The sequence below is a fragment of the Vibrio halioticoli NBRC 102217 genome, assembly GCF_000496695.1.
Lineage (GTDB): Bacteria > Pseudomonadota > Gammaproteobacteria > Enterobacterales > Vibrionaceae > Vibrio > Vibrio halioticoli.
Genome location: NZ_BAUJ01000018.1, coordinates 103,145 through 122,840 on the forward strand (window position 1 = coordinate 103,145; position 19,696 = coordinate 122,840).

General features: G+C 45.0%; 19 protein-coding genes. 12 read left to right on the plus strand and 7 right to left on the minus strand.

The features are described 5' to 3' along the window. The first annotated feature begins 110 nt into the window (after positions 1–110). The 3 genes from VHA01S_RS07090 to recQ all read left to right on the plus strand — a co-directional run bounded on the left by VHA01S_RS07090 (position 111) and on the right by recQ (position 3,152). A complete protein-coding gene (locus VHA01S_RS07090) occupies positions 111–404 on the plus strand; it encodes a hypothetical protein (RefSeq protein WP_023403672.1) in 294 nt (97 codons plus the stop codon). A 20-nt stretch (positions 405–424) separates the two neighbouring features. Beyond that, positions 425–769: a rhodanese-like domain-containing protein gene (locus tag VHA01S_RS07095; protein WP_023403673.1), complete on the plus strand. Its 345-nt coding sequence runs from the start codon at positions 425–427 to the stop codon at positions 767–769. Between the two features lie 163 nt (positions 770–932). Continuing rightward, positions 933–3,152: a DNA helicase RecQ gene (recQ, locus tag VHA01S_RS07100; RefSeq protein ID WP_023403674.1), complete on the plus strand. Its 2,220-nt coding sequence runs from the start codon at positions 933–935 to the stop codon at positions 3,150–3,152. Positions 3,153–3,182: 30 nt separating this feature from the next. Here recQ and VHA01S_RS07105 read toward each other — a convergent pair whose 3' ends face one another. The 7 genes from VHA01S_RS07105 to VHA01S_RS07135 form a co-directional block, all read right to left on the minus strand. Next, complete coding sequence (locus tag VHA01S_RS07105) at positions 3,183–4,880, minus strand: RluA family pseudouridine synthase (RefSeq protein WP_023403675.1); 1,698 nt, start codon at positions 4,878–4,880, stop codon at positions 3,183–3,185. 204 nt (positions 4,881–5,084) lie between these two features. Continuing rightward, positions 5,085–6,893: a bifunctional molybdopterin-guanine dinucleotide biosynthesis adaptor protein MobB/molybdopterin molybdotransferase MoeA gene (locus tag VHA01S_RS07110; RefSeq protein WP_023403676.1), complete on the minus strand. Its 1,809-nt coding sequence runs from the start codon at positions 6,891–6,893 to the stop codon at positions 5,085–5,087. Positions 6,894–6,896: 3 nt separating this feature from the next. Further along, entirely contained in the window at positions 6,897–7,466 is a 570-nt protein-coding gene (gene mobA / locus VHA01S_RS07115) for a molybdenum cofactor guanylyltransferase MobA (RefSeq protein WP_023403677.1), read from the minus strand. After that, complete coding sequence (locus tag VHA01S_RS07120; RefSeq protein WP_023403678.1) at positions 7,463–8,191, minus strand: ABC transporter ATP-binding protein; 729 nt, start codon at positions 8,189–8,191, stop codon at positions 7,463–7,465. Before VHA01S_RS07120 ends, mobA begins: the two co-directional genes overlap by 4 nt. A 12-nt stretch (positions 8,192–8,203) precedes the next feature. Continuing rightward, entirely contained in the window at positions 8,204–8,902 is a 699-nt protein-coding gene (locus tag VHA01S_RS07125; RefSeq protein WP_023403679.1) for an ABC transporter permease, read from the minus strand. Further along, on the minus strand, positions 8,902–9,738 hold the full coding sequence (locus tag VHA01S_RS07130; protein WP_023403680.1) for an ABC transporter substrate-binding protein: 837 nt from the start codon (positions 9,736–9,738) through the stop codon (positions 8,902–8,904). Before VHA01S_RS07130 ends, VHA01S_RS07125 begins: the two co-directional genes overlap by 1 nt. Positions 9,739–9,741: 3 nt before the next feature. Continuing rightward, positions 9,742–10,593 carry a formate dehydrogenase accessory sulfurtransferase FdhD gene (locus VHA01S_RS07135; protein ID WP_023403681.1) on the minus strand — a complete coding sequence of 284 codons (852 nt, stop codon included), beginning with the start codon at positions 10,591–10,593 and terminating at the stop codon, positions 9,742–9,744. 130 nt (positions 10,594–10,723) lie between these two features. On the opposite strand from VHA01S_RS07135, the gene VHA01S_RS07140 reads away from it, so the two are divergent. From VHA01S_RS07140 to VHA01S_RS07180, 9 genes are all read left to right on the plus strand, one after another. Further along, positions 10,724–11,149, plus strand: coding sequence for a DUF3305 domain-containing protein (locus tag VHA01S_RS07140; RefSeq protein ID WP_023403682.1), 426 nt, complete (start codon positions 10,724–10,726; stop codon positions 11,147–11,149). A 36-nt stretch (positions 11,150–11,185) separates the two neighbouring features. Continuing rightward, a complete protein-coding gene (locus VHA01S_RS07145) occupies positions 11,186–11,953 on the plus strand; it encodes a DUF3306 domain-containing protein (RefSeq protein WP_023403683.1) in 768 nt (255 codons plus the stop codon). A 199-nt stretch (positions 11,954–12,152) separates the two neighbouring features. Further along, positions 12,153–13,823 carry a 4Fe-4S dicluster domain-containing protein gene (locus tag VHA01S_RS07150; RefSeq protein WP_023403684.1) on the plus strand — a complete coding sequence of 557 codons (1,671 nt, stop codon included), beginning with the start codon at positions 12,153–12,155 and terminating at the stop codon, positions 13,821–13,823. 8 nt (positions 13,824–13,831) lie between these two features. After that, complete coding sequence (locus VHA01S_RS07155; protein WP_023403685.1) at positions 13,832–14,431, plus strand: TorD/DmsD family molecular chaperone; 600 nt, start codon at positions 13,832–13,834, stop codon at positions 14,429–14,431. A gap of 15 nt (positions 14,432–14,446) precedes the next feature. Further along, positions 14,447–14,647, plus strand: a complete 201-nt coding sequence (locus tag VHA01S_RS07160; protein WP_023403686.1) for a hypothetical protein — start codon at positions 14,447–14,449, stop codon at positions 14,645–14,647. Positions 14,648–14,659: 12 nt separating this feature from the next. Beyond that, positions 14,660–17,515, plus strand: a complete 2,856-nt coding sequence (locus tag VHA01S_RS07165) for a formate dehydrogenase subunit alpha (protein ID WP_023403687.1) — start codon at positions 14,660–14,662, stop codon at positions 17,513–17,515. 13 nt (positions 17,516–17,528) lie between these two features. Next, positions 17,529–18,137, plus strand: a complete 609-nt coding sequence (fdh3B, locus tag VHA01S_RS07170) for a formate dehydrogenase FDH3 subunit beta (protein ID WP_023403688.1) — start codon at positions 17,529–17,531, stop codon at positions 18,135–18,137. 55 nt (positions 18,138–18,192) lie between these two features. Continuing rightward, the gene (locus VHA01S_RS07175; protein WP_373277886.1) at positions 18,193–19,188 is read left to right on the plus strand and encodes a formate dehydrogenase subunit gamma; all 996 of its coding nucleotides are present in this window, start codon (positions 18,193–18,195) and stop codon (positions 19,186–19,188) included. Then, positions 19,181–19,600, plus strand: a complete 420-nt coding sequence (locus VHA01S_RS07180) for a hypothetical protein (RefSeq protein ID WP_023403690.1) — start codon at positions 19,181–19,183, stop codon at positions 19,598–19,600. Before VHA01S_RS07175 ends, VHA01S_RS07180 begins: the two co-directional genes overlap by 8 nt. Positions 19,601–19,696 lie beyond the last annotated feature (96 nt).

The window sequence follows — 19,696 nt, forward strand, 5'->3', positions numbered from 1 at the left end:
TTTATTTTAAATTTATCTGTGCACGGAAGTAAATGTGAGATACATCCTTTGCTTAGATGCGTGTCTATGGTGTTATTAAACCAATCACCACTTTTTACAGGGAAATGAACATGCGCCTTATCGCAACCCGTAACGACGATTGGAATCTATACCGTGCTGGAGACCAGTATTTTGAGTCGAGCATTCAATTAACGGAGCAAGAGCAAGCCACCAATGGTGAAGAGCTGTTGACCAACTCTGGCAACTTAAAACAACTCGCGTTTAATTTAGACTCGATTAATGGCTGGTTTAATTCCAATAAAACCGCAGAAGATTTTCAACGGGTGATCGTGGCGTTAGAGCCGATTATTATCCAGCTATGGCAAGAGAAGAAGCTAGGCTCTTGGGTTATGGAAATTTACTAATAACGGTTAATTAGTCAAATATGTTTAAATTTTTAGGATTGTGCGCGCTATTGTTTTCCACATTTGCGCTCGCCAGTGAACGAGCGCAAATGGCTTGGGATTGGATTGATTCTGGGGCAGTAGTGATTGATGTCAGAACGCCGCAGGAATTTGCCGCCGGGCATTTAGAGAATGCGATTAACATTCCGGTGCAAAATCTGGCACACGCCGATCTTTCGTTCATTAAAAGTCGCGATCAGCTGGTGGTGTATTGCCGAAGTGGCAATCGCTCTGCAAAAGCGCAGCAACTGTTGCTTACGCAAGGCTATAAACAAGTGCATAATGGCGGCGGATTGCAAGAAATGTTGTCAGTAAAGCCTGAATAACCCTAAATTCACACTATTGCCAGTCTTGGCAATAGTGTCTCATTGCTATCTTTTCTTGTACCAAGACAGTGTTTAACTGATCATTCTAACTCGCTAGAATGATCAGTTAATAATTGCGATTGGTATGCTTACCTTTCTATCACATCGATTAGGATGACGCGCTTTGAGCCACTTTGAACACACTAATACCGAATACAGCCACTCTTCACAGCCAAACTCTTTGCAACCGTTAGACGTGTTGAAAAACGTGTTTGGTTATGACAGTTTTCGTCATCAGCAACAAGAGATTGTGGATAGTGTAGTCAGTGGGCAAGACGTTCTAACCTTAATGCCAACCGGTGGTGGTAAATCGATTTGTTATCAAATTCCGGCCATTGTGCGCTCAGGCGTTGGGGTAGTGGTATCCCCGCTGATTGCTCTGATGAAAGATCAGGTCGATGCATTAAGACAAGTGGGCGTGTCGTGCGCGTTTTTAAATTCCACTCAAGACAGATATGAGCAAATGGAAGTGGAAGCCTTAGTCACCCGTGGCGAGATACAACTGCTGTATGTTTCTCCTGAGCGTCTCTTGATGGAGCGCACGTTAAATTTATTGGAGCAATCGAATCTCTCCCTATTTGCTATTGATGAAGCGCACTGTGTAAGCCAATGGGGACACGACTTTAGACCTGAATACCAACAGCTGTCTATCTTGCCGCAACGCTTTCCTAATGTGCCGCGCATTGCCTTAACCGCCACCGCCGATGAGCGCACCAGACAAGAGATCATCAGTCAGCTGCAACTTGGTAATGCAAAGGTGTTTGTACACAGCTTTGATAGACCCAATATCCGTTACCACGTCAGCGAAAAATCCAATGCTAAGCATGAGTTATGGGATTTTATTGAACACAACCATCCGCAAGACGCAGGGGTTATTTACTGCTTATCGAGAAAGAAAGTTGAAGAAACCGCCGCTTGGCTGGCCGAAAAAGGCCGAGTGGCCTTGCCTTATCATGCGGGCATGTCCATTGAACAAAAAAATCAAAATCAGCAACGCTTTTTACGTGAAGATGGGGTGATTATCGTTGCGACGATTGCCTTTGGGATGGGGATAGATAAGCCCGATGTACGCTTTGTTGGTCATCTAAGTTTGCCAAAAAGTATCGAGTCCTACTATCAAGAAACCGGTCGTGCAGGGCGTGATGGCGCACCTGCTAATGCGTGGATGGCGTATGGCTTACAAGACTTAGTGATGCAAAAGCAAATGCTAGAAAGCTCCGATGGCAGTGCGCAATACAAGCAAGTGCAGGTGGGTAAGCTTAATGCATTGCTTGGTTATTGTGAGCTGAGTACTTGTCGTCGCCAGACATTGCTTGGTTACTTTGGTGAAACTCTTGCGCAGCCGTGTGGCAATTGCGATAACTGTTTGCATCCGCCAAAAACCTGGGACGGCACTCAAGCGGCGCAAAAAGCCCTTTCAACCGTGTATCGCTCTGAGCAACGATTTGGCGTGACCCATTTAGTGAATGTTTTGCTAGGCAAATCCGATGACAAAATTAAACGCTTTGGGCATGACAATTTATCCACCTTTGGTATCGGTACTGAACTGACTGCTGAGCAGTGGCGAGGTGTGTTCCGCCAGCTCATTGCGATGAATTATCTAAAAGTTGAAGGCATGTACAACAACCTAAAACTGACTGAGCTTTGTCGCGCCGTGCTGCGTGGTGAGCAAAGCATCGAATTTCGTGAATTGCGTAAGAGCAAAAAGAAAAAAGCCAGTAGCACGAAGAAAAGCACTGCTTTGTCTGAACAAGATTCAGGCGTGTTTGAAAAATTGCGTGAGCTTAGAGCCAGTTTGGCAAAAACGCAGAATGTACCGGCCTATATTATCTGTCACGATGCTAGCCTTGCCGAAATTGCACTGCAGCGCCCAGATAGCCTAGACGCATTAGGGCAAATTTCTGGTTTTGGTGAGGCAAAACTGGCGAAATATGGTGAGGCAATTGTGCAGCTTATTAATGAGCAGCCTAAACCTGCGCCTACGTTAAGCGCCACTGAGCAAAGCAGTTTGTCGCTGTTCAATCAATATCAAAGCGTTGAACAGGTTGCCGCAGAGCGCGCTATTGCGGCTAATACGGTGCTGAGTCATCTGGCAAGTGCGATAGAGCTTGGTTTGTGCCCACTACAACAAGTGATTGAGCTGGATGACTCAACCCTTGAGCAGTTAGATTCTGCGATTGTTTTGCTTAATATCTTGAGCGAGCAAAAGCTAAAGCCGTTATTTGAGCACTTTGAAGGCAAATACGACTACGGCGTATTGCGCTGCATCGTTGCGCACTTTTCCTATCAGCAACAATTGACGCAATTATCCGAGCAGTCTGCTGAGCAGAAAGCAAATAAATAGAAAGCAAATAAATAGAAAACGAAGAAAAAGCTAGAACGGAATATCCGCAGTAAATGTCATCCACTCCTTAGTGACGGGGTGGGTGAAGCTTAATTGTTGAGCATGTAAATACAGTCTAAGGTCTTTTTTGCCGTATAAGCTATCGCCAATGATGGGCATGTTAAGACCATCTTTGTGTGCGCAGTGAACGCGAAGTTGGTGAGTGCGTCCGGTTTTTGGGTATAAAAATACCTTTGATTTCCCGTCCACAACCTCGATTAATTGATAATGAGTATGTGCGGGCTTTCCATGTTCAACGCTCACCCTTTGTCTTGGTCTATCTAATAGGTCGGGACACATTGGCAATTCAATATCTCCCTCATTTTTGATGTGAGTGCCATCGATTACGCCATCAATGAGCGCCGCGTAGCGCTTGGTCACTTCACGGGCAATAAACTGTTTTTGTAGATGTTTGTTGGCACGTTTGGTCAGTGCAAACACCAATAACCCAGAGGTCGCCATGTCTAAGCGGTGCAGGGCAAACGGGCCTTCTGCATCGGTATAGATCTGCTGCAGACGATGCCACGCCGAATCTTGGATATGGCGTCCCGGAACAGATAAAAAGCCTTCCGGTTTGTTGACCACCACAATATGCTCATCTTCATAAATGATAGGCAGAGGCTTGTCTTTGGCTGGGTTTTCCAATAGCGGATTATCATCCACCAGTAACCCTTTTAGCATATGCGACAAAATAGGGTGGCACTTACTCATGCACGAGGGATAAAACTGTTTATGCTGACGTATCTCAGATTTTGGGGATTGTCCCCACCAAAATTCCGCCAGTGAAATCGGGGCGTAGCGATTTAAATAGGCGTATTGCAACAGCTTTGGCGCGGCGCATTCACCGGCACCTGCGGGTGGCACTTTAGACGCCGTTTGAGCAAAGATTTGATTGAGATCTTGGCGCTCATTATCGGCATTTAAAAACGAATATTGAGTGAACAGCTTATGTTGCATCTGGTTAGAAAGATGCGCTCTGCGTGAGCGAAGCTCACTGATTTGACGCTCAACATCTTCTATCTCTGATGTTAACTTGGCTTGTTTTTCCGCCCACTGCGATTTAGTTGCTTTGAGCTGATTTTTCTCAAACACACTTTGTTTGGCAAGTTGCTGCTCTAGCTGTTGGTAATCATCAAAGCTTAAATCTTGCTTGGCTTGTGAGCGCTGCTGCTTTCTCAGCTTTCGGCTGTCTGCCATTTGCGCTTGCTGAGCTTGAATTTGCGCGCTGGCTTGGCGGTTAATCTCGGCAAGCTGCGCTTTTAACTGAGCTATATCGACGCTGCTTGTAAATGCGTTTAGCTCACTTGATACGGCATTGATCTTGTCAAATTCGTGTCTCACAAAGCCTTCACTGTTGAGCATGTCATACACAGGTGGCACAAAGCCCTGATGATGATTGGAATCATCAATCTTGCCCGAAAAAGCGCTTAAAAAACCCAGCTCACCGTCGCGATTTTTTACCACTAGCACGCCAAACATTTTGCCTTGTTTTTGGGGGGAGCTTGATGCCGAGCTTGGCTCTAAATCAAATTGGCAGTCAAAAGCCGAGTGCAGCTGTTTTTGCAATTGCTCGGAAGCTAACACGCTTAGCGGGTGAGGCTCATAATAAAAGGGGAATGTGAATCGCTTTGGCAGCGCAACTCCTGCGATGGATTGCTCAAATGGAGTGAAAAGCGGGTCGCTGCTCATGGGATAAGGTCTACCTATTTATGTACGTTGGCACGTGAAGATGCGGTTTTAGCTGATTGTATTGAATCCAATCGAGAACCGCCAGTGTATGTTGATGATTCCCATGTTGATATTCTCTATGTTGATATTCCTTAAGATATTAGAAATTGAGCGGCATAAAAAAGGGCTCTATCAATAGAGCCCCATAAACCTTTAGCAAATGGATTAGATATTAAGCGGAATGATGGTGACTAATTCACCCGGCTCAACTTTGGCGTATAGCGGATCAATTTCAATCAAACAGTTCGCTTCACTCATCGAGCGTAAAATTCCAGAGCCTTGTTTTCCTGTGCTCGATACCACCAATTGCCCAAACTCATTCAATTGATAGATACCGCGAGTAAACTCGGTGCGGCCATGGCGAGAGCGCAAAGCTTCGCTGGCAATAGCGCGCAATTTGGTCGGTTGCCAGTTGCTTTCACCTTGCATTTTATGGATAGCGGGGCGCACGAAATTAATAAAGGACACCATAGTGGCAACAGGATTTCCCGGCAATCCGAAGAAAGGGGTATCGCCAATCGTGCCAAAAGCGAGAGGGCGACCCGGTCGCATATTGATGCGCCAAAAATCGATATTGCCGTTTTGCTCTAAAACATCTTTGATGTAGTCGGCATCCCCTACAGACACGCCGCCGGTAGTCAGCACCATATCGGCGCTTACCGCGGCTTTAGAGACTGCATGTTCAATCGCTAAATGATCATCTTCTAAAATGCCTAAATCGATAATTTCACAATTAAGTTGGCTGAGTAGTCCCATCAAAGCGTAACGATTTGAATCATAGATACAGTTTTGTTGTTGCGGCTGGCTTGGGTGCTGCACTTCATCTCCGGTGGAGAAAATCGCCACTTTTAGCTTGCGTATCACCGCACATTCATTGATGCCAAGAGAGGCAATCATGCCCATTTCGGCGGCGCCAATTTTTTGGCCTTGGCTAAATACGGCTTGCCCAATGGTAAGATCTTCTCCGGCTAAGCGTACATTTTGTCCCGCTTTCACTAATGCGCTGTTAAAAGTGACAAAGTGTTGCCCGTCTTTTTCAAAGGTATCGGATTGCTCGCGCATGATGACGGTGGTGCCGTTGCTTGGCACTGGTGCGCCAGTCATGATTTTTACCGCTTCACCGGCATTAAGTTCAGATGGATAGCTTTGGCCTGCCATCACTTCACCAACCAGTTTAAAGCTTTCCAGCGCCACATCTTGGTCACGAATCGCGTAGCCATCCATTGCGGAGTTGGTGTGCTGAGGCACATTGATACTCGAAACAATGTCTTGCGCTAATACGTGATGTAAGGCGTGGTCGATTGTTACGGTAGTACTTTGGGTCAGTGGCGATACCGCATTTAAGATGCGCTCAATCCCTTGTTCTACCGACAGAAAAGCCGGTGACAGGGTATCGCAGCATTGCGCAGCAGCACTGGCGTCAGCGTTACTTTGTTTGGAAGGCGCTACGGTTTGGATGATAAAGCTCGCTATTGCATCAAGATCGTTGATATCAAACTGAGGTAGCGCGGCATTAAAGCCTTTACTGAGTTCTTTTTCGGTATCAATATCGGTGGCAACGGCAATGATATTGTCGTCGTTAGGGTGCATCCATGGATTGTCTAGCGCTTGACGGCGCAGTTCAATTTTGGGAAATGACTGACTTTTAAAACCTTCGATTAAAATCATATCCAGGTTTTTGTGATCAAATTGCTCTAGCAACTCTTCAAATGTCGCTTCTTCGTTAGGGGTTTCGCTGATCATGGCATGACGGTAGCGCGAGCTAATATACATTTGTGTTGCGCCCGCTTTACGCAAGCGATAACTGTCTTTGCCTTGTTGGTCGATATCAAAATTATGATGCGCGTGTTTTAGTACGCCGAGTTTTAGCCCTGCTTGAGTCAATTTAGGAATGATCTGCTCAAGTAAGGTGGTTTTTCCGGTGCCACTAAAAGCAGCAAAGCCAAGGATGGGAGTATTACGAATCGTCTTCATAGATTACTGCTTAAATTGTTGGAGTTCTTGTTGAGAATTAAGGTTTACGAAGCTGCCTTTGATGTCACTAAAATCGATTTGGCGCGTGTTACAGCGGTCGTAAAAGAGAATGATTTTGCGTTCACCATCGTCTAAAAATTGCTGTAAACGCTCCAGCACGCGACGGTGGAAAACGGTGAATACGGGCTGAACAAAGTCACCATCGTGGGCGACAAGGATCTCATCGTCATCACTGATTTCTTGTTGCATGCGCTGGATAAGCGTTGGCGAAATTTGCGGACAATCACAAGGCACAAATCCCACCCATTCACTGTCAACATGGGTTAAGCCGGCGTGAATACCACCCATTGGGCCGACAAAGCCCTGATAATGATCGGCAAATACCGGTGCGTATTCTTGATAACGTTCTTGTGAACGATTGGCGTTGATGTAGATAGAATCAGTGTGCGATTTTAAAACTTCTAGAACATATTCGATAAGGGGTTTTTGATTTAATTCGACCAACCCTTTGTCTTGTCCCTGCATTCGTGTGGCTTGACCACCGGCCAAAACGACCCAACTTATTGACTTCATGTTTCGTTACCTAATTTATTATTTGTTATTGATTTTATTTTTTTAGTTTCTTCATCGATGACTCTAAGGTGAGGCGTTACCGTTAGACCTTGATTTTCAATAGTCCATTGAGTGTCACAAAGATTAGTCAGCCCATTTTGCTGGTGGCTAGTGATCACGATACTTGCGCCTCGGTCTAATAGATCTTTTGCCAGAGTTATGATCCCTTGCGTTGACTCAAGATCTAACGAGGCGCTAGGCTCATCCATGAGTAAAATAGAAGGATTGACTATCCAAGCTCTCGCCATCGCCAAACGTTGTTTTTCGCCGCCCGATAATACCGAGCAATGTTCATCGGCAAGGGATTCAAGCCCTACCATTCTAAGCGCATTAATTGCTTGACTGCGACTGTGTAAGCCACGTTTTGAGGCAAAGGGCAGTGCATAGCGAATATTCTCCAGTAAAGTGGCATCAAACATATAGGGGGATTGGTGCAAATAGACCACATCTCGGAATAATTTACGGGAAAAAAGCCGATAAAAGGTCGAGATCTCAATGCCGTTGATTGTTCCTGTACTGGGCGTGGTTAAGCCTGCCAAAATTTTCAGCAGAGTGGTTTTCCCCACACCGTTTTGTCCTTTTAAGTAAATGGCGTTACTCGGGCCAATTTGCAAATGAGGAATGTGAAATAATACGCGGTCTTCATAACGTTTGGATAAGTCTTGAGTTCTTAACTGTATGGTCATTGATTCTTGCCTCTAGACTCGTAGATGACTTTGTCCGCGCATTGCGGTTAAGACAAAATTTAATATCAATGCAAGCAACAAAAGCACGATGCCCAAAGCAACCCCTTGTGCAAACGCACCACGTTGACTCTCTAATGCAATGGCGGTTGGAATATTACGTGTATGACCCAGAATATTCCCTCCCACCATCATAGAACAGCCAACCTCTGTGACAATGCGTGAAAATGCAGTAACCACAGCGGCAATTAATGCAAAACGGGTTTCCCACATCAATGCTCTAAAAATTTGCGGATAAGATTTCCCAAGCGTGATAGAGGTTTCAACATTGCGCATGTCGACACTTTGAAATCCAGCTTGAAGCATAGAAATAAGAATAGGCATTGCGATAAGTATCTGCCCAAGAATCATCGCTTTTTGTGTAAATAGCCATTGCCAATCACCAACAGGCCCAGAGCGAGATAAGGTCATATACAGTAGCAGCCCTATCACTACGGTAGGTACGGCTTGCAGTGTATTAATGATTGAGGTGACAAAATTTCGGCCAGGGAAAGGTACATAAGCGAGCACCAATGCCAGTCCAATAGCGGGCAATAGCGATAAACTCAACGCAAACAAAGACACACTGAAGGAGATAGAAACTACCTTCCACAGTGTAGGGTCAAAATTTAGAAGCAGCCTGACTGCTTCTATACTTGTTTCACCAATATCCATTATTGAGATGTTTTAGCGTTAGCCGTAAACAGTTTTTGTCCTTTTACTTGGAAGTCATTGATAAGCTTTTGTGCTTTGTCGCTAATAAACCATTGGCTTAATGCTTTAGCACCCGCAACATTTAACCCAGTGTAGCGTTCAGGATTAACGCGAATGATTTGATATTGATTGAACAAAGCCGGATCACCTTGTACCCAAATCGCAAGGTCAAGTTTCTCTTGATACGCAAGCCAAGTACCTCTATCGGTAAGAGTATAGCCTTGTAATTCAGAGCTCATGTTAAGAGTTGGCCCCATACCTTGACCAATTGAGCGGTAATTAGACCAGTCGTGTGCGGTATTATTGATTGCCCATAGAGCCAGTTCTTTTTTATTGGTGCCAGAATCATCACCACGAGAAATAAACACGGACTTACTGTCAGCGATTTTCTGTAAAGCCTGCGCGGCATTGTCAGCATCGGTTAACTTGGCGGGATTATTTTTTGGGCCCACAATAATGAAGTCGTTATACATTACCCCATGAGGATCTACACCAAAATGTGAGTCTAAAAAGGCTTTTTCAGCTTTTGGTGAGTGGGTCAGTACAATATCGACATCGCCCATTTCGCCCATTTTTAACGCTTTTCCAGAACCGGTAACCAACAATTGCACTTCATAACCCGTTTGTTGTTTAAATTTAGGTAATAGGTAATCGAGCAATCCAGAATGATAGGTGCTGGTAGTGGTAGCCATTTTCAGTGTTTTTGAGTCGGCATGCGCTGGCAGAGTAAAAAATAATGCACAGGCTAAGGTGAGCGTGATGGTTTTACTGCGTTGCAGAAGAGCATGTAAAGACATAGCTTATTGATCCTTGTTGAGTGTGTCGTTAGTGGCAGATTTGCCGTCAAATTCTATTTTTTCAATGCCGTGATAAACCTGAAAACGAAGTCCTTTAGCGCGAGCTATGATGGTGATACCAAAACGTTCAGCAAGCTCTAAACCCATTTGTGTGACCCCTGAGCGAGACAGCAAAGTAGGGATACCCATTTGCGCCACTTTAATCACCATCTCTGAGGTTAAACGGCCAGTGGTGTAGAAAATCTTATCGTGTCCTGACTCTTGGTTGAGCCACATTTCACCGGCTAAGGTATCTACTGCGTTATGCCGACCAACGTCTTCCACAAAAGAGATCACTTCACCTTCCTTACAAATTGCACAGCCATGCACAGCACCAGCTTTTTTGTAGGTGTCGTTGTAGTGAGTGAGAGCCATCAGTGTCGAATATAAGCCACTTTGTTTAATGTTAGTTTGAGGAACTTGGTAGTTTTCTAAGCTTTTCATGACGTTGCCGTACATGGTGCCTTGACCACAACCAGAGGTGACGGTTTTCTTTTTTAAGGCTTTTTCCAGAAAATCTGTGTTTTCTTTGGTGACCACTGCCACACTGTTTGTTTCCCAATCTATCAACACGGAATCAAGTTGGGTAGGGTCTGTTAAGAAGCTTTGGTTTTTGAGATATCCCAGAACCAATTGGCCGGGGTGGGAACCTAAAGTCATCAGAGTGACAATTTCGCGCCAGTTTAGCAGCACAGTAAGAGGACATTCACACGCAATGTCTTTACTTAAAGGCTCTCCGTATTCATCAAAAACAGTCACAGTTTGAGTCTGCGAGGGGGGCTGGCCAACCGCTACGATGTTAGGAGCTTGGGGCATTGGAATATCCTTTTCTATACTGAATAGTGATTGAAGAAATGTGGCAAGGAAGGGAAATCGGCTTGCACACAATCACGGTGACTCATGTAGAACTATATAAATAATAATAAGTTAGCTTAACGAGGTAGTAATGAAAACGGAAGATAATTGGCCTGTTCGATGTCAGATTATTCTACATCAGACACAAAATTCTAAATGGCAAACCAGTAATTGGCAGGTTGATGAGATATTTTTAGACCCTTGTGCTAGCGACCTTGGAGTAGAGTCTGAGATCCAATTGTTCAAAGACGAACGCACGGATTACCGTTTTAACCTTAATTCCGACAACCCCAAGTTGTTTGTGGTACTGGAAAATGACATCGAAACGTTAAGTCTGGTCAGCGTCACGGTTTCACAAAGTGTTGCGGGCAGCTATTTGGACGGTGATTATCTCGTGTTATCGGTTGATCTTCCTTTGCCTGTGCAGGTGTGGATGGAAGCCTATTTAGCTCGCCATGGCGAGCTAATCGAACATAAGCGTAAAAAACGCAAGGGAGCAGGGCGTGCCAGTCAATAATTTGTTATCAAACCCGTTTATCTTTGGAGAGTTACGATGAGTAGAGGTCTGTTTGAAAGATTGCTACATAAGCATGCTTCGCCCGTCGATATCGAAGAGCAACAGCAAACAAGTGACGATATCGAACCTGCCATGCAAGTTGAGCTTGCGACTGATGATGAACGGCCGCTTGACAGTCTTGCTCTCGATAATTCAGCCACAGATGAAATTGAGCACTTTGTTGATCCTTCAGAAGTGACTGCTCCTGCAGAGCAGGCTTCATTAGAAACGATGGATACAGAAGAAGCCATTGCAAGTGAAGTCATTGCAAGTGAAGGCATTGATAATGAATTAGCAAGCGAAGATGTTGAAGATGAAGAACGTAAGCAAGGCAATGCGATGTCTGCGCTACTTGCTTCAGATTCAGCGCCAGAAATTAAAAAGCGCGCGTTACGCAGTTTATTCTTTAGTGGGCAGTTTAGTGAAGTAGATGAGCTAAATGATTATCACCAAGACTTTAGTCAAATCAAACCGTTAAGCTCAGAGGTTGCCAGTAAGTTAAGGCACTGGACGACTGAAAAAGCCAATCAATTAAGTGAAGACCTGATTGAGCCGTCAACAGCTGACGCGAGCAATGGCGTTTTAACTGAAGATAATCAACCGAACGTAGACAAAGAACCATCGCTTAGCGAAGAGCGAGAAGTAGAACTTACCCTTGAGGACGAGGCGTCATCGTCACAGTTAGTCAAAGAGGAGTACCAAGAGCAAGATGCTTCGGATGAAATCGCGGATAACGAGCCTATGACTAAACAAAATAAGCATTAAATCTAAATGAGAATTATTATCTATAATAATAAATTTTTTTAAATTAAAATGCTTATGAAATCACATAGTTAACAATTTTATCCGTTTAACACCTCAAATTTATTAAGGATTTAACAACCTTATGCAAAAAATCTGCAATTCTTAATGAAACGATGCGCTTATATTAGGCACGCTTATTTCATTAAATTACGGAATCAGAATGCTAAAGGAATTTTTGGCCCAATCAACGTCAAGCAACGGTCAAGCGCGTAGTTACGCTTGTAACAACACGTTAGAGCTTTCAAATCTTATTCCTCCAACGGTGAGTTATGAAAGCCAAGGGGCGTTACTGATCATTGCTACCGAGCAAAATTTAGAAAACTTACAACAACAATTTTCATCCATGTCATCTGTGACCTTTGCTGTGCCAAGTGGCACAAAGATAACTGGTGATATCAGTCCATACTTTTTCTCATTAGCCCAATTATCTGGATATCTAGGGCGTTTCTCTTTTCATATTCTGCAAAGCAGTTCTATTTCCAAAGTAGAGCTTGCCCCGGTCGCTATCGCGCAACCGCATTTTGATGTGGTATTAGATTTTAGCGCAGAAGCTTTGATTGATACTGAAGTCCCTCCTGTCGGATATTTCCCTGTCGGCAGAGGCTACCCAAAACTTGAAGATGCTGTTGAAGAAATCAACGCTTTAATCGGAACCTTTGATAAGCCCAAATTTTTCCGCCTTGATACCGATAAATGTGCGCACAGTTCGCGTGGCGTTAAAGGCTGTGAGCGTTGCATTTTGTCTTGTCCTGCAGGGGCATTGACTAGTGAAGGGCGTGATGAAATTGGCTACAAAATCGAAATCAATCCTTATCTTTGTCAGGGAGTGGGCACTTGTGCCACATCTTGCCCTACGGGCGCAATCGAATACGCCTTGCCATATCCCAACCAAACCCAAGGGTTTATAGAGCGCACCTTACAAAATTATCAGGCGCAAGGTGGCAGTAATCCTATTGTGCTGTTCTGTAGTGAAGAACATGAAACCTATAACGTAATGGCGCTACGCGCGTTACCCGATAATGTCATTCCTATTGTGGTTAATGAACTACCATCCGTGGGTATTGATACTTGGTTTGCCGCGCTGAGTAACGGCGCATCGCAAGTGTTGTTTGCCGCCAGTCGTCGCATGCCTGCCACGATCATTCGGGTCCTAAACGAAGAAGTAACGGTGGCCAAGACCTTGCTTAGACAGCTTGGTATTCATGCTGAAAGTATCGATATTTTATACCTTGAAGATCTTAGACAAACCAAACCTGTGTTGATTGAAACACCTCTTAATGTGCATGTGGGGGAAATAGAAGGTGATAAACGCGCAAGGTTATTCCAGTCGTTAGATGCCTTAGCGCAATCATTTACTCCGCTCCAAACAGAAGCAGCTCTGCCACAGGGCGCTCCATACGGCACAGTGGCGTGTGATACCGATAAGTGCACCTTGTGTATGGCATGCGTGGCGGTTTGTCCGACTATGGCATTACACAACGAAGGACAAGTCCCTATGCTTAATTTCATTGAGCAAGATTGTGTGCAATGTGGCTTATGTGAAGCTGCCTGTCCTGAAAAGGCTTTGGATTTGACCCCAAGAATTAACTGGGATCAACAGCAGCGCAGCAGTGCACTCACTTTAAATAAAGATGAACCGGCGCTGTGTTTACGCTGTGAAAAAGCGTTTGCACCTAAGTCCATGATTAGCATGCTACAGAGCAAATTAAAAGGGCACAGCCACTTTTCAGATGAGATAGCAATTCGTCGAATTGCCATGTGTGAAGACTGCCGAGTTGTCGATATTTATGAAGAAATGGCGAAAGATCCTACAAAACAGCTAAAATATTAAGGGTGAGCATGCATAACCAAGTACAACAATCACCGCGATCAGACATTTATTTGTTACTAGCGACATTGTTTAGACAAGCACCAAATGCTCAGCTAATGCAGTGGTTGGCACAGTTAAATACTGAGGAAGAGTCAAGTGCAATGAGTGCTGACTGGCGCGCGCTTTGTCAGTTAGCAAAAGAGACTTCTCTTGAGTCGGTTGCAGAAGAATATCAAGACTTATTTATTGGTATTGGGCGTGGTGAAGTGATGCCTTTTGCTTCATGGCACCGAAATGGCGCGTTAATGGAAAAACCGTTAATTGAATTGCGCCAAGACCTTGCATCGTTGGGCTTTGAGCGTAACGACAGCGTTAAAGAACCAGAAGATCACATGGCAGCGTTGTGCGAAGTGATGGCGATGCTAGTAGAGGATAATTCGCCTCAGCAAGGCGTATTTTTTAATCGCCATATTGCCAGTTGGTATAAAGATTTAGTGAAACAAATTCAGGATGCGAAAGCGGCTGAGTTTTATCGAGTTGTCGCAAACCTGCTAGCCCAATTTATGGAGCTAGAAGAGGTTGCGTTGAGTGAGCAGAGCATTGCTGTTCGTTCTAGTGAGTTGGATTAGGTTGAGGATGGAGTCATGAAAAACAATAAAGAAATTGATAATCATCGTCGTAGAGCAATTAAGGCTCTAGGTGGCGGTGTTGTTGCCGGTGCGATAATGACCACAGCAACAACATCTGCACAGGCGAGTCAGACCAAGGTGGAAGCCGAACAGTCGGAGGATAATAAGGGTTATCGAGAAACTCAGCATATCCGCGATTACTACAATTCACTTTAGGAACCCATCACTATGAAACTGACTAAACGTTCTGAAAGTACCTCAAGCCCTAATAAAAAGTTTGGTATTAGCCGTCGTACCTTTATGCGTAATTCATCATTGGCCGCTGGTGGTGCCGTGGTTGGGGCTGGAATGCTTGCTCCGGGCATGATGAGAAAAGCCCAAGCCCAACCAGAAACTGGTGATGTTAATGTAGAGATAAAACGTACTATTTGTTCACACTGTTCGGTAGGTTGTGGCATTTATGCCGAAGTACAAAATGGTGTCTGGACTGGCCAAGAACCCGCTTTTGATCATCCCTTTAACCTTGGCGGTCACTGTGCAAAAGGTGCGGCTTTGCGTGAGCATGGTCGCGGCGAAAAACGCCTTAAGTACCCAATGAAACTCGAAGGTGGCAAGTGGAAAAAACTCACTTGGGAACAAGCCATCAATGAGATTGGTGATAATGCACTGAAGATTCGTCAAGAATCGGGGCCGGATTCGGTTTACTGGCTCGGCAGTGCAAAACACAACAACGAACAAGCCTATATGTTCAGAAAAATGGCATCGTTGTGGGGCACAAACAATGTCGATCACCAAGCCCGTATTTGTCACTCCACCACAGTATCAGGGGTAGCGAATACCTGGGGTTATGGTGCAATGACCAATTCGTTTAATGACATGCACAACTGTAAATCAATGCTGTTTATTGGTTCAAACCCAGCTGAAGCTCACCCTGTTGCCATGCAACACATCTTGATCGCCAAAGAAAAGAACAGCTGTAAAATCGTAGTTGCTGATCCAAGACGTACTCGCACTGCGGCTAAGTCTGACCACTATATTGCGCTTCGTCCGGGTACCGATGTTGCGTTTATTTGGGGTTTGTTGTGGCACATCTTTGAAAACCAGTGGGAAGACAAAGAATTTATCCGCCAACGTGTATTTGGCATGGAAGAAATTCGTCAAGAAGTGGCGAAATGGACACCCGATAAAGTGGAACACGTAACGGGTGCTTCTAAAGATCAAATGTACAAAACCGCCAAGATCTTATCGGATAACCGACCGGGTTGTATCGTTTGGTGTATGGGCGGGACTCAGCACACCACTGGTAATAACAACACTCGTGCTTACTGTGTGTTGGAGCTGGCGCTTGGCAACATGGGTAAATCGGGCGGCGGCGCGAATATTTTCCGTGGTCACGATAACGTACAGGGCGCAACAGACCTTGGCGTATTGTCGCATACACTACCGGGTTATTACGGTCTCGCACCGGGTTCTTGGAAGCACTGGTCAAAAGTATGGGATCTGGATTACCAATGGGTCGAAGGGCGATTTGATCAAACTAAGTACCGTGGCAAACAGCCAATGAATAACATGGGTATTCCGGTATCGCGTTGGATTGATGGTGTGTTGGAAGACAAACAGAATATAGAGCAAAACGATAATATTCGCGCCATGTTCTACTGGGGGCATGCGGTAAACTCGCAAACCCGTGGACCAGAAATGCGTAAAGCAATGCAAAAGCTAGACATGATGGTGATTGTCGACCCATATCCAACGGTAGCGGCGGTAATGAATGACCGTACTGATGGCGTGTATCTACTTCCGGCTACAACGCAATTTGAAACGCACGGCTCAGTTACGGCATCAAACCGTTCATTGCAATGGCGTGATCAAGTTGTTGAACCTTTATTTGAATCAAAACCTGACCACGAAATCATGTATCTGTTAACCAAAAAATTGGGTTACTCAGATCAGATGTTTAAAAATATCGCAGTCAAAGATAACCAACCGGTTATTGAAGATGTGACCCGAGAATTTAACAAAGGCATGTGGACCATCGGCTATAGCGGTCAAAGCCCTGAGCGCCTTAAAGAACATCAGCAAAACTGGCACACCTTCCACAAAACAACCTTGTCTGCGGAAGGTGGTCCTGTTAATGGCGAAACCTATGGATTACCTTGGCCTTGTTGGGGTACGCCAGAGATGAAACACCCAGGCACGCATATTTTATATGACACTTCAAAACCTGTGGCTGAAGGTGGCGGTAACTTCCGTGCTCGCTTTGGTGTGGAATTTGAAGGTGAAAATCTGCTTGCGGAAGACAGCTACTCGAAAGGGTGTGAGCTTGAAGATGGCTTCCCTGAGTTTAGTGATAAATTGCTGAAAAGCTTAGGCTGGTGGGACGATCTCACTAGCGAAGAAAAAGCCGCCGCAGAGGGCAAAAACTGGAAGACAGACCTCTCTGGTGGGATTCAGCGCGTTGCCATTAAACACGGCTGTATTCCTTACGGTAATGCCAAAGCTCGTGCGATTGTGTGGACATTCCCAGACCGAGTGCCACTACACAGAGAGCCACTGTACACGCCTCGTCGTGACTTGGTTAAAGATTATCCTACATGGGATGACAGCGAATCTATTTATCGTCTACCTACTTTGTACAAGAGTATTCAAGATGTCGATAAATCGAAAGAATACCCAATCGTACTGACCACCGGACGTTTGGTGGAATACGAAGGGGGCGGAGAAGAAACTCGTTCTAGCCCATGGCTTGCAGAGCTACAACGCGAAATGTTTGTCGAAGTGAATCCAAAAGATGCTAACGATCTTGGTATTCGAGACGGTGAGATGGTTTGGGTTGAAGGTGCAGAGAAAGGAAGAGTGCATGTAAAAGCTATGGTGACGCGTCGCGTAAGCCCTGGACTGGCATTTATGCCATTCCACTTTGGTGGCAAGTTCCAAGGCGAAGACTTAACAGAGCGTTACCCTGAGGGCACTGTTCCTTATGTCATTGGTGAAGCCGCAAACACGGCAACCACTTATGGTTATGACCCGGTTACACAGATGCAAGAAACCAAAGTTACCCTGTGTAATATTCGAAAAGCGTAAGGAAACCTAAATTATGGCTAGAATGAAATTTCTCTGCGATACCAAGCGTTGTATCGAATGTAATGGCTGTGTCACAGCATGTAAAAACGAAAATGACGATGCGTTAGAGTGGGGCATTCAGCGCCGCCGCGTTGTGACCCTTAATGACGGTGAGCCGGGCGAAAGTTCTGTTTCTGTTGCGTGTATGCACTGTACCGATGCGCCTTGTAAAGCGGTGTGTCCGGCGGATTGTTTTGAATACACCGCAGAAGGCATATTGCTGCACAATAAAGATCTGTGTATTGGTTGTGGCTACTGCTTATTTGCTTGTCCGTTTGGCGCACCACAATTTCCGCACACTACAGCCTTTGGTGAAAGAGGCAAGATGGACAAATGTACTTTCTGTGCAGGCGGCCTTGAAACCGAAGCGGGTTCTGATGAAGAACGAGCAAAATATGGTAGTAACCGTATTGCCGAAGGTAAGCTTCCTATGTGTGCCGAGCTATGTTCAACCAAAGCACTACTGGCGGGTGATGCAGAAATTGTTTCTGATATCTTCCGTCAACGTGTTGTTGAACGCGGAGCGAAAGGTGCCGGCTGGAGCGACGGTGAAGATATTGCGTTTGATGCGACTAAGAGCTAGTTAAAGGAGCAATCAAATGCAGTTAGCGAAACAATCGACATTGTTGTTGTTAGCGATGTTGGCAAGTGTCTTAATGGCGTTTAGTTTGCCAACGTATGCTGAGCAAAAACACAACGACACTGCGCAAAAAGAGATGGTGCAATTGGCTGGCGCGGATTATTGGCGTGAGGTCAAAGGAGGCGTGGAGGGTACTACCACTTCAGCGTCACCTGAGCACGGCATTTTGATCAGTGTGCCGGGTCAAACTTGGTTCATTTTAAAAGAGAAGTGGATGTCACCTGCGGCCGCTGTCGCTATCTTTGGTAGCATCATGATGGTGGTATTGGCGTATTTCTTAGTTGGCCCATTAATGCTAAGTAAGCCTCGCACCGGACGAAAGCTCAAGCGCTGGAGTCGTATGGACCGAGCGCTGCACTGGACGATGGCATTTACCTTTTTAACCTTAGCCTTTAGCGGTTTGATGCTGGTTTACGGTAAGCACTTCTTAAAGCCTTATATTCCTTCCGATATATGGGGTTTAGTGATTTATAGCGCCAAGCAGTATCACAACTATATCGGTCCTATTTTCTATATTTTGCTTATCTTCATGTTCGTGAAATGGTGGCGAAAATCGCTATTTACCAAAGTGGATTTGCAATGGTTTATGAAAATGGGTGGTATGGTCGGCAAGCATAAAGGCTCTCATCCATCGGCTGGGTTTTCTAACGGTGGTGAGAAGGTGATCTATTGGCTATTGATTGTGTTTGGCGTGGTGCTTGCAACCAGTGGCGTGATATTAGACTTCCCAATTTTTGACCAAACTCGCCGCGATATGGAAGTGGCTAACTTAGTGCACATGATTTCAGCATTGGTGCTCATCTGTGGTTTTGTGTTCCATATCTATATTGGTTTAGTGGGTATGGAAGGGGCGCTTGAAGGCATGGTGACAGGCAAGGTTGATGAAACTTGGGCTAAAGAGCATCATGATCAGTGGTATGCAGAGGTGAAAGATCAATTGGAAGAGGCACCGGTTAAAGACAAAAGTAACAAGGATGGGGTAAGTAATGAATAAACATCATAAGGGTATTTGGTACGCTTACATTGGTAGTTTTTTAACCCCATTTACGTTACTGCTGTCTGGTGTGATTGCCATTATCTATGCAGGGTATCGTTTAGATAAAGACGAAGATAGCGAAGTCGTGAACTCGCATTATTACGGTTTAATACGCAGCTTCTTTTTGTTTTTGACCTTTTTTGTGGTGCTTATCGTAACCATAGCCACCTCCAATGGAGTATTGATTGGGGTGAATGATTATTGGTTTAGAAACAGCGCACTGGAAGAAGTGGCGCATGTCATTCCCATTGCGGGTGGCTTTATATCGGCGGTCGCTATTTTGATTTGGTTTGTGCGCATGTTTAAAGGAATGCGTTTGTTAAAGCAAGATAAACCGGTCACTCAAGCCAAGTCGTTACATCAGTTTTAACGCCATGTTCTGAGTACAAAAACGCCAAGCATCTTGCTTGGCGTTTTTTCGTTTAATGCGTTAATGACTGACTAGAATCAGTGCTTATACCAATCG

Excerpts from the sequence above, each read along its gene's own strand:
- VHA01S_RS07160 (WP_023403686.1), top strand. The coding sequence starts at position 14,447 with ATGAAAAACAATAAAGAAATTGATAATCATCGTCGTAGAGCAATTAAG.
- VHA01S_RS07175 (WP_373277886.1), top strand. The coding sequence starts at position 18,193 with ATGTTGGCAAGTGTCTTAATGGCGTTTAGTTTGCCAACGTATGCTGAG.
- VHA01S_RS07150 (WP_023403684.1), top strand. The coding sequence starts at position 12,153 with ATGCTAAAGGAATTTTTGGCCCAATCAACGTCAAGCAACGGTCAAGCG.
- VHA01S_RS07105 (WP_023403675.1), bottom strand. The coding sequence starts at position 4,880 with ATGAGCAGCGACCCGCTTTTCACTCCATTTGAGCAATCCATCGCAGGA.
- VHA01S_RS07145 (WP_023403683.1), top strand. The coding sequence starts at position 11,186 with ATGAGTAGAGGTCTGTTTGAAAGATTGCTACATAAGCATGCTTCGCCC.
- VHA01S_RS07180 (WP_023403690.1), top strand. The coding sequence starts at position 19,181 with ATGAATAAACATCATAAGGGTATTTGGTACGCTTACATTGGTAGTTTT.
- VHA01S_RS07110 (WP_023403676.1), bottom strand. The coding sequence starts at position 6,893 with ATGAAGACGATTCGTAATACTCCCATCCTTGGCTTTGCTGCTTTTAGT.
- VHA01S_RS07140 (WP_023403682.1), top strand. The coding sequence starts at position 10,724 with ATGAAAACGGAAGATAATTGGCCTGTTCGATGTCAGATTATTCTACAT.
- VHA01S_RS07090 (WP_023403672.1), top strand. The coding sequence starts at position 111 with ATGCGCCTTATCGCAACCCGTAACGACGATTGGAATCTATACCGTGCT.
- VHA01S_RS07120 (WP_023403678.1), bottom strand. The coding sequence starts at position 8,191 with ATGACCATACAGTTAAGAACTCAAGACTTATCCAAACGTTATGAAGAC.
- fdh3B (WP_023403688.1), top strand. The coding sequence starts at position 17,529 with ATGGCTAGAATGAAATTTCTCTGCGATACCAAGCGTTGTATCGAATGT.
- VHA01S_RS07135 (WP_023403681.1), bottom strand. The coding sequence starts at position 10,593 with ATGCCCCAAGCTCCTAACATCGTAGCGGTTGGCCAGCCCCCCTCGCAG.
- VHA01S_RS07165 (WP_023403687.1), top strand. The coding sequence starts at position 14,660 with ATGAAACTGACTAAACGTTCTGAAAGTACCTCAAGCCCTAATAAAAAG.
- VHA01S_RS07130 (WP_023403680.1), bottom strand. The coding sequence starts at position 9,738 with ATGTCTTTACATGCTCTTCTGCAACGCAGTAAAACCATCACGCTCACC.
- VHA01S_RS07095 (WP_023403673.1), top strand. The coding sequence starts at position 425 with ATGTTTAAATTTTTAGGATTGTGCGCGCTATTGTTTTCCACATTTGCG.
- mobA (WP_023403677.1), bottom strand. The coding sequence starts at position 7,466 with ATGAAGTCAATAAGTTGGGTCGTTTTGGCCGGTGGTCAAGCCACACGA.
- VHA01S_RS07155 (WP_023403685.1), top strand. The coding sequence starts at position 13,832 with ATGCATAACCAAGTACAACAATCACCGCGATCAGACATTTATTTGTTA.
- VHA01S_RS07125 (WP_023403679.1), bottom strand. The coding sequence starts at position 8,902 with ATGGATATTGGTGAAACAAGTATAGAAGCAGTCAGGCTGCTTCTAAAT.